Annotated in this window: 6 protein-coding genes; all 6 read right to left on the bottom strand. The window is 44.9% G+C overall.

Going from position 1 to position 15,694, the window contains the following annotated elements:
• Positions 1–8 precede the first annotated feature (8 nt).
• Positions 9–1,115 carry a 2-oxo acid dehydrogenase subunit E2 gene (locus MHH28_RS01835; protein WP_405110975.1) on the bottom strand — a complete coding sequence of 369 codons (1,107 nt, stop codon included), beginning with the start codon at positions 1,113–1,115 and terminating at the stop codon, positions 9–11.
• A gap of 17 nt (positions 1,116–1,132) precedes the next feature.
• Positions 1,133–2,152 (bottom strand): alpha-ketoacid dehydrogenase subunit beta, encoded by a 1,020-nt coding sequence (locus tag MHH28_RS01830; protein WP_405110972.1) that lies wholly within the window; start codon positions 2,150–2,152, stop codon positions 1,133–1,135.
• Positions 2,130–3,083 (bottom strand): thiamine pyrophosphate-dependent dehydrogenase E1 component subunit alpha, encoded by a 954-nt coding sequence (locus MHH28_RS01825; protein ID WP_405110969.1) that lies wholly within the window; start codon positions 3,081–3,083, stop codon positions 2,130–2,132. The genes MHH28_RS01830 and MHH28_RS01825 overlap by 23 nt, the downstream gene beginning before the upstream one ends.
• On the bottom strand, positions 3,067–3,309 hold the full coding sequence (locus MHH28_RS01820; protein ID WP_405110966.1) for a hypothetical protein: 243 nt from the start codon (positions 3,307–3,309) through the stop codon (positions 3,067–3,069). The genes MHH28_RS01825 and MHH28_RS01820 overlap by 17 nt, the downstream gene beginning before the upstream one ends.
• A gap of 22 nt (positions 3,310–3,331) precedes the next feature.
• Complete coding sequence (locus MHH28_RS01815) at positions 3,332–5,362, bottom strand: condensation domain-containing protein (RefSeq protein WP_405110963.1); 2,031 nt, start codon at positions 5,360–5,362, stop codon at positions 3,332–3,334.
• A gap of 66 nt (positions 5,363–5,428) precedes the next feature.
• The gene (locus MHH28_RS01810; protein WP_405110960.1) at positions 5,429–15,673 is read right to left on the bottom strand and encodes an amino acid adenylation domain-containing protein; all 10,245 of its coding nucleotides are present in this window, start codon (positions 15,671–15,673) and stop codon (positions 5,429–5,431) included.
• Between the last annotated feature and the right edge of the window lie 21 nt (positions 15,674–15,694).

Here is a 15,694-nt window from a genome sequence, read left to right as displayed (position 1 = left end):
CCCGCGTATTACCCGTTCATCTCAAAATGTTCAATCTTACTCTTCAGCCGCGTCAAAAATTCTACCGCATACAATCCGTTCACTACCCGGTGATCATATGCCAAGCCAAGGTTGAGATAACTTCTTTCTGCCACTGTCCCATCCTTCAGGACCAATTCCTTCATAACCGCTCCCACAGAAATCATCCCGGTCTGTCCTGGCAGAACGATGGGAATTACGCTGACAACATCGGCGCTTGTATTCAGACTAATCGTTATATTTCCGTCCATCAGATCCGCTTCTGTAAAACTATTTCTTAATGCTTTATATTTATATTCCATCATTACTTCGGCAGTATTCTCAATACTTCCAGTGTGTTCAGATTTAATTACCGGAATGTACAGGCCTGTCCCAACATCTATAGTCACACCGACGTTGACTTCAGCGGCAGGGATAAATGTATCTTCATCCTTCAGCTTACCGTACATATATGGAAAATCATCCTTGACCGATCCAAGCAGCACCGGTAATACTTCTCCAAACCCCACTATGACCTCAAGTTGCTCGCTGATTTCCTGCATTCCTGCCAGAGCTTCATCACAATACACCTTCATTGATACAAATGCGTTTGGAATCGTCGTATGTGATTCGGCCACTATTTTAGCAACCTGTTTTTGATTCTTTGTCAAGAGAATCCGGGTTTCATCTCCTCTGCTTCTTTTCTTCAGCAGCTTTTCCAAATCACTTAATTTAATCACTTTTTTATTTAAGGAGGAGAGCTCCTCTTGTGAAAATTGATGCAATGTGGCAAACACTTCCGCACTATTGGAAAGCTTGTAATTGGCCGGGCTTGCTGAAGCGGCACTGCCTGCAGATAATTCCTTGTATGTATTCATTTCTTGAAGTGACTCAAAAACAAAGGCAATAACCTCGCCGGTCTTCACATCGGTTTGTTCTTTAGCCGTAGCATAAAAATAGCCGTCTGCTTCACACTCGACATCTATGGCTGCCTTGGAGGTCTCCAAGGTGGTAATAATATCACCGGAATGAATAAATTCACCCTCAGAGCAATAAAATTTCTGGATCAGGCAGCTGTTATCATTCGCATTTAACTGTGGAACAACAATTTGTCTCATACCAGCCTCCGCTAGACTTATTTAGCTATTTTCATCAGGTGCAGCACACTTTCATAAATGTCCTGTTCCCCTACCAGCACTTGGCTTTCATAATGCATGGAAGCAGGAATAATACTGTCAGCAGAACTTACAAGCTCAATGACTCCATCTTTCCTTTTATTGATATGCGGATACAGTTTGACCGCTATTCCTTCGCCCCAGGTATGCCCGCTTGTTCCTTCTTCCACAATGAGCACCCTGCCGGCTGCAACAGCATCTTCAACAATATCCTTGATCTCGCAAGGGTACAGCTTGGACGGCACGGCTACCTTCACTTCAATTTCATCCTCCATAATCAGCTTTTCAGCAACTCCCATACACATGGAAGCCAAGCCTCCGGGGCAGATGATAAGGACATCCGCTACACTGTTTTCTTCTATACTGGAGATTGCCCAGTTATCTTCTTCACCTTTATATGAATAGTTGAAAATATCATTGATCATGCCATTTTCATACTTGGATTGGGAATATATAATTTTTTCTTCAAAAAAAATACACGGATTTTTCTCATTCAACATTCGGTTAAACACATTATAGTTATCATGAAATGGAGAGAGCTCATACACGCTTAAATTAGGGATGCCCATGAAGTATTTTTGCATGCTTTGGCTGTGTGTGGCTCCATATCCCCTGTAACCGCCATTCGCGCATCTGACAATCAAGCTGAGCTCCAGCTTTTCCCCATACATGGTGACGGACTTGGAAGCAAAATTCAACAGAGGATCAAACGACAGAGTAGTGAAATCCGAAAACATCATATCCACTATCGGTTTGAGGCCCATGATTGCCATTCCGCTTGCCATGTTAACAAATCCCTCTTCACTTATCGGCGTTCCAATCACTCTGTCCGGAAAATCATCAGAAAAACCCTTGTTGATTTTGAAGGCCCCGCCATAGGGTTCTCGCACATCTTCCCCGATAACAATGATGGCTTCGTCCTCACACATCAGTTGATGAATGGCATTTCTCAAATTCTCATTTATTTTTTCTTTTTTCATAATCTTCCCATTCTGCTCCCTCTCTGTTTATGACAAGCTCCTGCAGAGTTTGCATTTGATTTCGGACAGCTTCTTCAAGTCTTTCTACCCTTGCAGTATCGCTGGCCTTCAGTTGGTTGTACCAATAATTCTCCTGAACTCTTTCAAGCTCCTCAGGACTTCTAGTATCATCACCCTTACTGTGGGACGCGACCCGTTCTGTTATACATTCAATGACCAGGGGTTTAAATTCCTTGCGTACCCGATCGATGGCACCGCCTATTTGTTCTCTTATTTCGTTAACATCTTTACTGTGGACGCACATATAATCAAGATCGAACCCCCGAACCCGGCCTTCTATGCTTCCCGACATGCTGTAGCTTTGGTGCGTTGATATTGCTATGCCATTGTTTTCTACAACGATAACCATAGGCAGATTCCATAGGCCGGCAAAGTTCAAGCTCTCATACAAGCAGCCTCTGCCAAAAGTTCCATCTCCAATGTAGACAAATACGAGATTGTCCTGTTGCTTGAATTTATAGCTCCAAGCAATGCCTGTGCCTACCGCTATGCCTTCGGCCTGAACCCCTGTAGAGATAAAGCGGTCTCTGCGGATGTGCTGACTTCCTCCGATTCCGTTGCATACCGCGCCTTTTTTGCCCATGACTTCTGCCAGCAATCCCTCGGCATCCCCATACCTGGCAATATAATGCCCATGCCCCCGGTGATTGCTGATCACGAAGTCTTCTTCTTCAATGAACGGATTCAAGGCTACCGGAATATATTCTTGTCCAATGCAGGTATGAGTGGTTCCTTTGATATGTCCGCTTGAGAATAGCTCAAGGATCGTCAGCTCATATTGACGGATCATCAGCATTCTTTCCAGATCATGATCATTAGGGCTTCCCTTCATAATCGCCTGCTCAGCAATGGCATTATTCAAAGATTTCATTGCCTACTCCTTTGCTTTTTAAGACAGTTATAAAGGCTGCAAGATTTTTTAAGCTTTTTACTTCCTTGAAGGTGAACTTAACCTTATAGGTATCTTCAATGGCTGTGATTAATTTGATATGCTTCAAGCTTGTCCATTCCGGAAAATTCTGCGGTGACAAATCTTCATTAATCGTTTCTTTGTCCGCTATGACCAGAATATTCGCAACCATATCTTTGAATGTCATAACTTCAGCCTCCTCTCATGCTTCAGCCTGCTGACTGCAGTGCTGTATTCCAAATACTCATGACCAGCTCTGTGCCCATCGCCGTGTAATACTCTCTTAAATAAGGAACATGCCCTTCTTCATCACCCAGACCATCGTTATACTCGCTAAGCTTATATTTCGAGGCGATTTCGTCTCCCTGAAGAACATGAATATTCCAGTTCCCCGCACATTCAACAGCTATTTTTTGCTCCAATTTCCGGATGAGCTGCTTTATTTCATGCATCTGATTGACCTTATCTGATGCCGGACACAGGTACAGGATGACCTTGGACTGATGCTTCTTCACAAAGCTGCCGGCACATTGGATGAACCGGTTCGTATTGTCCGTCAGCACTGCTGTAAGTCTTGCATCGTTATCGACCATACCCTGAATCCAATCTTCCAACCGCAGTAATATTACACCGATGCCCTGACTGCTTCTGCACAACAGCCCCTTATCATCAATTAGCTGCTGAAACACTTGGCTATAGGGTGCGAATTGCAGCTTGTAGTTGATCTGGAGCTTGTCCAGCCAGAATTCCATCGACTCTCCGACAGGCTCGGATTCGAAGGAAGAGACTACCGTCATCACGACCTTCTTCTGCGATAGAGAAGAGACGAATTCCCCAATGGTCCGGTCAGGCTTCTCGGTAATCAACCGGATCAATAATTTGAAATCCTCAATCATCTGCAGAATGGTGGCCTGAGCAAATAGATCCGTATTGTACTCTAAACCTGCAGATATTCCATTCTTCATAATGGTGGCATACAAGGACAAATCGAATTGCGCCGTTTCTACCGATACAGGAATTACTTCAACCTCGATCCCTGGAATACTAACATTAAGCATCGACTCCTCGGTCTGAACATACAGCACCTGGAACACCGGAGAATGCTGCATTTGCCGTTCAATATCAAGGCCCGTAACCACTCGTTCAAAAGGAATCTCCGCATGATTAAAGGCTTCCATGCAATTGTCTCTGACCTGGGTGAATAACTCGGCAAAGGTCATGCCGCTGGCTATTTCACTTTGGATAACCACCGTATTGATGAATAATCCGATTAATTTTTCCAGTTCAATCTTGTTTCTGTTGGCAACCGGTGTTCCAATGCACAGCTTATTATCCAGACTGTAGCAATGCATCAGAAGGGTCAGTGCGGACATCATCATATGGTAAATGGACCCATTCATTTGCACACCTATATCGCTCATAGCCTTCACTGCTTCTTTTTCAATGAAAAAGTATTCAGTCATTCCCCGATAAGTCTGTACACTGCCTCTTTTATAATCGTAGGGTAAATGTATGGCCTTTGGTGCATCCTTAAGCTTATTGATCCAATACTCCAACTGAACATCCAGCTGGCCGCCTTCGATTCGTTTACGCTGCCATTCCGAATAATCGACATATTGTACCTGCAGAACAGAATGGGCCACTAGCCCGTTAAGCCTTTCTTGATAGGTCCCGGCAATTTCATTCATGATTACACCATAGGACCAGCCATCGCAGAGAATATGATGAAGGGAAAGCGTCAATACGATTTCTTCTTCAGACAGCTTCAACACATAGAACCGCCATAAAGGGCCTACGGTCAAATCAAAGGGCCGTCTTGCGATTTCACTGTTAATCTCCCGGATCTTTGCCTCCCTCATAGAACCGTCGTATTCTTCCAAATCAATCGTATCCATCCGGAATCTTTCATACGGTTTGATAATCTGTGACGGAATATAATCTACGGTGTTGAAAACCGTCCTAAGACTCTCATGCTTCTCAACGATTACATTCAGCACATCTTCCAGAATATCAAGTCTGATATTTCCTTTGAGCAGATAGGACTGCGGAACATTAGCTACGCCTCCGTTCATGAACTGTTCCATAAACCATTGTCTTTGCTGTGAAAAGGACTGGCTGAACACATTCGAGGTTCTAGCGACCCTCTCGATATCACTTTTCTTGCTTTCTTTGGCTTTTGTAATCAGTCCTGCAAGCTGTTCCCTGGATAAGGATTTGATTTTGTCCTTCTTAGTCTCCATATCATCAGTACTCCTTACATTAGTATCCACAGCAGACAATGATCAGGGACAGAGCCCTAAGCACAGCTATCTCTTTAAGATTTCCTTCAGGCGCTTTCTCTTTTCCTTCATGGCTTCCTTCTTTGTCCCCAGCTCTTCACTGGCAGAAGCGACTTCGGCAAAACTGTTCGTTCCCTCCTCCAGATACTCACATAAGCTGCGGATCGTAGGGTATTTGAACATATCCACTACCGTAAGTTTCGTATCAAAGTTCTCCTTGATCTTGTAATAGACCTGAACCACAAGCAGCGAATGGCCCCCGATATCAAAGAAATTATCATTGACGCCAATGTTCCGGGCATTCAATACCGTCTCCCATATTGTCTTGACCTTGGCTTCGCTGGCATTGGCCGCTTCAACAAATTCAGTCAATACACTTCTTCGTATACTCCCAGGCTGCGGAAGCTCCTTCTTATTCAACTTGCCGTTCGGCAATAGCGGCATCTCCGGCAATACAATAAAGAACGACGGGATCATATAATCCTGCAACAGTTTTTTGGTATGTTCTCTGATTAAAGGAATATATTTGTGGTTATCTTTCCACTCCAAAGGTTTGGTGAAGTATACACTTGGGTCCTCACTGTAGCGGATGAAATTCGGCACTGCATAATCATAGGCACAGGTGTCTGCTCCATATTTCTTCTTATTGAATAAGATCAATTGATAATCTCCGCGCTCGGCATGGCCGTTCCACAAAGCACGAATCCGGTAATTCCCGCCATCCTGCAAGAGTAAGTCATACAAACTTGGGGCATACAGCCGGGACTTACTTACGTTTTCTCTTAGCTCCCGGACAGTCACAGCTTGTACAGAAGGGTCGTTCAGCAGCGGCTCAATCTTGTTCTCTTGAACCAGCTTATCCAGCAGGACATCATGGATTACTATAACGTCGTCTTGCCGCCCGGTGAGTATATTCTGGAGCTCCTGCTCCGCTTGTATATTCCGCCAGCTGAACTGAACAATATTGTCCAGTTGCTCCGCTTCTTTCGTTCGAATCACTACCTGATAGCGGAATTTACTCATTTCATTTTCGAATTTTGTTACCTTAGGCAGAATCGAGACATTTTTAACCTGCTCCAGGGAGTCCTTAAGACTCAAGAAATATTTGGAGTCTACCAGCAGCTCATTCTCCGTTGTAATGGAGTTCTTAATTCGGTCGTTCAATTCTTGCACCGTTGTGTCCTCAGAAGCCTTATGCCATTCAACCGAAGTATGATAGCTCTTCAGCAGCGGCAGGGAACGCACGTCGCCGATAAAGAGGGTACCCTCTTGGTCCAGCATGCCTAACAGAGTAGTGATCACCTCATTCAGATACTCTCCGCTCGGGAAGTACTGGATGACAGAGTTAAGAATAATGGTATCGAACTTTTCATTCTGCAGCTCGCCAAGCTCATCAGCCGATTTCTGATAAATTCTGACGTTCATGGAGCTGTTCAAATTCCGTTCAATATAATTGAGGCCTATCCTGGATAAATCAATACCCACATACTCCTCGCAACCCGGGGCGATTTTGAACAGAATCATCCCCGTACCGCAACCGACTTCCAATACTCTTTTAGACTCAAAGCTCTTAATCAGATCTACCGAATCAGCAAGCCACTCTTCCATTTCCGGAATACCAATCTTCTCCCCGGTGTAACTGCTGTTCCAGCTGATCGTATTCAAACTGAAATCCTGAATCGTTTCCTCTTCATTGTAGGCATTATCGAATATCGACTCCCACTGGGTTACCTGTTCCTTGCTCTCCTCCATTACATCCTGTTCCCTATAATTCACATCACGGACAATATAAGAGACGATTCTTACATCATTTCCATCCTCCAGGTTAATGACTACGTTATCCTTAACGGAAGGATGTGACTGAATGACCTTTTCGATTTCCCCTAATTCAATGCGGAGTCCTCTTACCTTCACCTGATTGTCAGCGCGTCCAATGAAGTTAATGTTGCCGTCCGGCAGCAATTTGACAATGTCGCCTGTCCTGTACATCCGTGCAGCCCCATACTTACTGAACAGATTCGGTATGAATTTCTCGGCGGTCAGCTCTTCACGTTTGTAATAACCTCTTGCCAGGTTTACACCGGCAATGAATAACTCTCCGCTCACATTGTAAGGAACGGGGTTCATATACTCATCCAGTACATACAGCTGGACATTGGAAATCGGTTTGCCGATTGGAACAATCTCTTTATCCAGCTTCTCTCTGCAATCATAGTAGGATACTTCAACGGATGCTTCTGTCGGGCCATACAGGTTGTATAAGCCTGCGTCGAAGGTCTGGACAAACTGTTCCTTTAGCCGGTACGGCAATGCCTCCCCGCTGCAGAACACCTCTCTCAGACTTCCTCCTGCCTGCTTGGCTCCGGGATGTTCCAGGAACAGCTTCAGGATTGAAGGCACGAAATGCGAGATGGTAATCTGTTCGTCCTTGATCAATTCAATAAGATACTCAATGTCTTTGTGTCCTTCCGGCTTAGCTATAACCAGACATGCGCCTACAGTCAGCGCCCAAAAAATCTCGCTGCAGGATACATCGAAGCTGAACGGTGTCTTCTGCACCTGCCGATCTGCCGGCTGCATCTTATATTCCTTTTGGCCCCATAGAATACGGTTTCTTATGCCGCTGTGAATATTAATCGTTCCCTTGGGCTTTCCTGTCGAGCCTGAGGTATAAATCATGTAGGCCGCATGATTCTCTTCAACCTTCACTCCCGGATTATCCGTACTCATCGACAGGAACAGTTCCTTGTCCCGCAAATCCACCTTCCGGATTCCCGCAAGGGCATCGATCTCATCGACGCAGTACAGCACCAGCTTAACCTCAGAGTCTTGAAGCATATAATCTACCCGGTCTGCGGGGTACGTTGGATCAATTGGGATATAGGCCGCGCCTGCTTTTAGAATCCCATATACAGCTACCATCATTTCAATGGACCGGTCTGCATATACACCGACGAATTCGTCGTTCCCTATTCCCTGCTTCATCAGATAATGGGCGACTTGATTGACCCGCATATTAAATTCCTGATACGTGAGTGTCAAGCCGTTGAATCTCAGCGCCGGTGCATCCGGCCGTAATGCGGCTTGTTCTTCAAATAATTCATGGATAAATAATTCTTTTTCAAAGGTATAGTCCGTATTATTTTTCTCATAGAGGATTTCATTGATTTCTTCTTTATTCATGAAATTGAACTGCTTGATTTTTTGATAAGGATCTATGCACAAGCTGTTGATAATGTTCTCCAGATGCCGCATCATCCTCCGTATGGTTTCAGCTTTATAAATATCCGTATTGTACTCACATAAGGCGTGAACCCCGTCTTCAAGCTCTCTCATGGAAATCCAGAAATCAAACATCGCTGATTTATTATCTGTTTCCACTCTGCTAATTTCGAGATTTGGCAATTTGAAATCAGGCAGTTCCTCATTTTGAAGGGAGAACATCACTTGGAACAACGGGTTTCTGCTTAAATCGCGTTCCAGATCCAATTCATCCACCAGCATCTCGAACGGCATGTCCTGTGCATCATAGGACTCCAGGGCACTTGTCTTGACCCGTTCAATCAGTTCCATGAAGGAAATATTCCCTGACAGATCATTGCGAAGCACCAATGTGTTCACAAAGAATCCTATCGTATGCTCTGTTTCCATCCGCGTACGGTTGGCAATCGGGGTTCCAATGGCAATGTCATCCTGTCCGGTGTATCTTGCGAACAGCACATCGACCGCCGCCAGATAAATCATGAATGGTGTGGCACCCGTGGTTTCCGCCAGCTCATTCACCCGGTCCATCATGCTCTTGCTATATACAAAGAAGTCTTTTTGTCCATTAAACGTTTGTACTTTCGGTCTGTCATAATCCGACGGTATATCCAGGGTGGCAACATCTTTGAGCTTGTTCTTCCAATAGATGAACTGGTCCTGCTTAACCTTGCCTGTGAACCAGTTTCTCTGCCACTGGGTATAATCCGCATATTGCCATTCAATTGTGGACAATTCGGCCGGCCTTTGATTCACTAAGGCATCATATAACTGGACAAATTCATGTACGAAGACCCCCATAGACCAGCCGTCGGAAATAATATGATGCATGGTGAGAAAAATAACATGCTCATCTGCGGCAAATCTAAGCAATTTGCATCTGATTAACGGCCCATTCTTGAAATCAAATGCCTGATTCACTTCTTCATCTGCCAGTATGGCAATGGTCTGCTCCCTTGCATTCTCTTCTACATGCATTAAATTCTGCAGAGGTATATGGACTTCATCCACATCATGCAGTACCTGCATGATTTGCCCTTCGATATTGTCGAAGGTCGTCCGGAGCCCTTCATGGCGCTTGACGATTTCTGTAACGGCCTGCTCCAGGCAAGGGACATTCAACTCGCCTTTAAGCTTGATGGTCTCCAGAATATTGTAAAACGCGCTTTCTTCATCATATTGTTTTAAAAACCATAATCTCTGCTGGGCATAAGAAACCGGTATGCCCTTTTTCTTCTCTTCCTCAGATAATTGAAGAAGAGTGCTTTGCCCGTTAATAGGGGTAACCGAGTGCAATCTTTCATCCACAAGCTTAGCCAGCGCTCCGATGGTCGGATGATAGAACAAGTCATTGATGGCAAATTCGATCCCGTATTCTTTTTTAATTCTGGAGACGACCTGGGTAGCCTTTAAGGAATGTCCTCCAAGCTCAAAGAAGTTATCATTCATCCCTATCTTCCCGGCGGCTAATACTTCAGACCAAATGATGCTTATGGTTTTCTCGGTATCTGTACTCGCTTCTACATATTGTTCTGCTTCTTCCTCTTCGATCACTTCGCCATCCCTATTAACCGTGAACATCTTCAGCGTGCTTACAGCTCCAAAATCATCGATGACCTTGGCGTTCTCGAAATGGAAGAGAGCATCTCTTTCTTCCTGCTTGTATACAGCAAGATATTCTTTGGCATACGCTTTTTCATCAATTCTGTGGCTGATATGCACGTTGTTCTCATCAATCCCTACATATACCATGTCCTCATTAATATTCAGCAGGGCCTCGAAGAATAACAGGCCATCCTGTTCACCGATAACATGCTGCCCGATCGATTCGCTAAGACTGTTAATAGATTGCAGGCTTCCTGCAGTCATTCCGATCTTGTCCCACATCGTCCAGGATATACATTTCACTGCATACCCCAACCGTCCGGCTGCATATTGGCAGAACATCTCCAGGAAACTGTTTCCTGCCGCATAGGCACTGAAGGTAGCCCCTCCGAGCAGAGAGGTCATCGAAGAAAAGGTAATCATCGTGGCATCTTTTCTGCTTTTCAAGAGTTCAAACAAATTAAGCATCCCATAGACCTTGGCATTGAATTCTTCGGCAAAAGTCTGCGGGTTAATCTCGGTAATCAGGTATGAATTCCGGTTGTCAAAATGTTGCTGATAACTTGAATTCCCGGCAAGATGTATAATTCCGTCAATCTGAGTCTCCTTCGATTGCTCATAATCTTCAACCGCCTGAATGATGGAGTCCAGATCGCATACATCCGCTTGCCGGTAACTAATGGAAGGTTCAAGTTCAATTAATTGGTTGTAATTTTGAACTTTGCTGTCATTTTCATCAAGCGTCTCAATATCGCTTCTTCCCAAGATGAGAATATTGGCTTGGTAATTTTCAATTAACTGACTGCAGATTTTTGTGCCGATGCCCCCGAGGCCCCCGGTTACCACATAATTTCCGCCTGGTTTAAGCTTTGTCCGGGGTTCTTCTTTTCGTAAAGGCACATTTCGAAGCTTCCATGTCATTCTTCTGCCGTCACGGTAACTGATTTCCTTCACCGCAGTCTCCCCGTGCACAACCTCATCGCGCAAGCACCTGGCATCCTGCTGTATATCCGTTCCTTCCAAGTCGATCAGCAGCGAACGTAGCCCCGTATTCTCCGTCTCCAGAGTAGCCATGAAGCCGATCAATGATGCATTATCATAACGGGCTTCCCGATCGCCTTCCACCTGGAACACATTGCTGCTTCCCACATACAGCTTCGTAGAAGCGCACAGATTATTGTTCGCCAATACTTGAAGTAAGTGGATTAAATTAAATACGCCGAGTTGATTACTGTTAGGGATATCCGTATGACCAGCAGCGTTAATGTGATAAGTGGGAAGATAAATAATATGATCAGCCTTCCACCCGATATGGTTAAAATAGTCATACAGCTCTTTGCAGCCCTCATAGCGGGTATAGTCACAGCCATAATGATTATGGTCATATACTTTGAAGCTGTCCTCTTGTTTGACCGATATGACTCTGGATTCATCCAGACCCATGCATTCTATGAATTCACCCGCCAATCCGTGGCGGTCCTCAAACACCAGGAAATTGACGCAGGGTACAGCGGTGGCCTCAACCTTAAAGTTCAGTGGCTTCCATACTTTCTTGAATATCCATGGTTTTACCGTATTTTTATTTCTGACGATTTCCAGCTTTTTCAGGACAGCATCGTATTTGCCGGCAAGCAGGGAATCTCTTAACAGAATCCGCTGAATTTTACCAATCCCTGTCTTGGGAATATCTTTTTTAGCCAGAGGTACGATATATTCAATAACAATTCCGAATTTTGAAGTGATTACCTTTTGCATCTCTTTGATGATCGCTTTGAGCTTGGGGGTATCCATGGATACCGGATGGAAGAATACCGCTAATTCTTCCTCTTGTGAACCGCTTGCTTTGACCGTTACCGCAGCTGTATAAGATACTTCAACACCGTCAATTTCCTCAAGGATGGCCTCAATTTCCGAATTATTATAATTGACACCATTGATGATAATAATATCTTTGGCTCTGCCGGTAATGGTTAATCCCCGTTCGGTTATAATTCCGAGATCCCCCGTATCAAACCAGCCGTCAGACGTAAATGCTTCGGCGTTTGCTTTGGGGTTATTGTAATACCCCGGTGTAATGCATACCCCGGCCATCTGAAAGCGTCCTTCCGTATAGAGCGGCACTAATTCATTCTGAGCATCCACAACACGGATGCTGTTCCCTGGAAGAGGTCTGCCCACACTTACAGTGCTATCCTCCTGCTGTACTAAATCTTGACCAAAATCACCGGAATAAATGGAACCCGCACAAGTCTCGGACATCCCGAAGCACGGCATCATTGCCGATTTATTCAGGTTGTACGGCTTAAGGATTTCATTAAACCTCAGTGCTGTCCGCGCAACTACAACTTCTCCGCCGTTGGTTATAAATCTCAAGGCAGATAGATCAATATTTAGAGCTTTGATGCCACTTTCATGGCTGTTAATCAGATTAAAGGCGAAATTGGGTGCCCAGGTATTCGTAGCTTTGAAATCACTCATCAACGTTAGCCAACGGAGCGGAGATTCCAGAATATAATTAACGGGTGCCAGGATCTCCTGGCAATACAGATAGATGTCTCTTACATTACACATTACAATCCCGCCTACATGGTCCATAGGCATCCAGTTAAAGGTTACTTCTTCTGGACCAAACCCGTTTTTCTGGCAGGCGGCAATCGTGCGTCGCAGAATATTTCTATGGGACTGCATAACTCCTTTCGGCATCCCTGTGCTTCCCGAGGTAAGCAGCAGCAGCGCGATATCATCCGGCTTCACCTCGTAGGTGATTTCCATATCACGGCTGTTCATCAGTTGTTCGGCAGGATAGACGGTGAACTCCTCTTCGCCGCCAAGAACACCGGGAACTCTTCTAATGCTTTCAGCCAGAGCTTCATCAGTCACAATCACAGGCTGTTCAAGCATTCTCCAAGAATTTAACAGCTTGCGGATCGCAGCATTATCTTCTGTATAGGAAGCAGCTACGGTAGCCGGAATCCCGATAAATCCGCCTAACATACAAGCCCAGAAGGTATTAACATAATTCCGGTTGTTATCCATCTGATAGATGACCTTATCCCCAGGCTGTAATCCTCTTTCGATAAGACCGCAGCAGATAGCCTTAGCTTCACTGTAGACTTGCTTATAGTTAGAGAACTCAATGCTTCCATCATAATTAATGAACCGGATTCCATGATCCTCAGGGGCTTGGTCGGCAGCCCGTTTGATGTAATATCCCAGATCAAAGACGGTATTCTCAGGAATGATTAATTCTTCTCCAACAATGAGTGATAGCTGTGTGGCGGTGCTGTGCTCTTCCTTGCTGGTCTCCATAACTTCAACCTTGGCGGCGTGGCCGGAGTTCTTCTTCTTCATAAAAGAATAGCCATCGGCCAAATCGGAGATATGCACTTTATCCCGGTTGATTGTCACCGGCTTGCGCACGAACTTAGCAGGAGATTCATTCAGGGCGCTCTGCTCATCCTGGACAAATAAATGACTCCAGCGCTGAATGAGGTTGTCATTGATAATTTCCAGTTCGAGCAGATCATTGATTCTCGCAACTCCATCTCCATAATAAGGAATTGCTGATACATGAACGAACTCGGTTGCTGCCAGACAGTCTTGCTTATTTAATTCAAGTAGCATGCACAATCTGCCCGCGATTGCGCTTCTTAATTCTCCGGCCCGTGCGTCCTCGAATGGGGCTTGCTCCGCCGAAACGTCCGTTACCGGCTCTACATAATAGACAACAAGCTTGGATTCACCCTCCATGTTATAACGGTGAAGAAGCTTCACATCTTCAACTAATGATTCCGTCCTTAGCGCACGCTCCAGCGTAGGCAAATCCCGGTTGATTCCGCCAATCACCATGCTGGTGCTTAAGGTCTCATTAATTTTTAACGTTCCATCTGCGTAATAGCGCCCGATGTACCCGGAAGCGGTGTGATCCGGTGCACATACACTGCCCTCGAATCCGTCCGGAAGCGGGTGCCCATACTTATCAACAATCAGCACGCGCTGCACAGCGGAGGTTAAACTATTGTGGACAGCATGGTTATGCAAGTTCACAACTGCGGACACTGGCTTTCCTGCTGAAGAATCTGCAATCTGCTCAGATGGAATTAATTGAATACTACGGATGCATTCATTTATTTTAAGGACAATTTCCTCCAAAATCGTTAGGAAGCACCTTTGAAATTCTGCAATGATACTATCGCTGAAATAAGCGGAGTTATAGATTGTCTCCACAAGGATTCCGTGATCCGGCTTGACCACCCAGGCCAGCGGATAATTGATTTCTTCTCTTAACTGCAGCTCTGTTATCGAGAATTCTGTGATATCCTTATACGATTCCGCGTTGGCATAATTCTCATATACAAAAATACTCTGGAATAATTGAGGCAGGTTAAGGGCGCTGCTGATCTCAGCCAATGACATATATTCATGGGAACTGCGGCTGATTTGATCCCGTTTGAGGCTCTCCAGGCATTCCAGCAAGGTAAGGCTATTGTCCAAGCGCACACGAACCGGAATGGTGTTGATAAAGATCCCTACAGTTCGATCAATGCCTTTTAATTCACTAGGCCTTCCCGATACGGTGGTCCCGTAGACTACATCTTCTTTGCCACTGTATTTACTCAGCAGGATGGCATAAGCAAGATTATACAGCTGATAGGAGGTAACCCCATTAATCTTAGTGAACTGTTCGATTGTTTTATGTAAGTCCTCAGAGAGGCGTAAGGATAGCTTCCGGGTCTCACCCTGCTGCTCTTCCTCCTCAGATTCAGTATAGAGAGGCACAACTTCCTCAAAACCCTTCAGATTATCTTTCCAATACTGTTTGGAAATTTCGGCATCCTGTTTATTCAACCACTGGATATAGTCCTTGAAAGAACCGGATCGTTTCTTCGCTGGTGCTTCCCCTGCCTTGAAGGCAGTATAATTCTCAAACATTTCTTCCAGTACCAGAGGCAGTGACCAGCCATCCATAATAATGTGGTGGAAGCTCCAGACAAAATAATAACTGTCTTCTGTAATTTGGATTAGAGCAAACCTCATCAGAGGGGCCTTGTCCAGCTCAAAACCCATCGTTCTATCATTCTCAAGCAATGTAGTATAATCATGCTCGATTTCTTCCGTCGGCAGATTGCTCCAATCATACTGGATATAGCTGCATTCGCATTGCTTCAGAACCACCTGAACCGGCTTTTTGACACCTTCCCAGACAAAAGCGGTTCTTAATGCGGAATGATCGTCAATGACCTTCTGCCAGGCATTCCAAAAATACTCGAAATTAATCTGCCCGTTTATTTTGCACGAGAATTGCTCCAAATACATGCTGTTGCTATCACTTTTCAGGCTGTGGAACAGCATGCCTTCCTGCATGGTGGATAATCCATATATATCTGCAACATTCCGCTTGTTCATTGGTTCTCCCCTTATCACTGA

The sequence above is a fragment of the Paenibacillus sp. FSL K6-1217 genome, assembly GCF_045040735.1.
Classification (GTDB): Bacteria; Bacillota; Bacilli; order Paenibacillales; family Paenibacillaceae; genus Paenibacillus_AQ.
The sequence above is the reverse complement of the archived record's forward strand: the minus strand, read 5'-3'. Positions and strand labels throughout refer to the sequence as shown.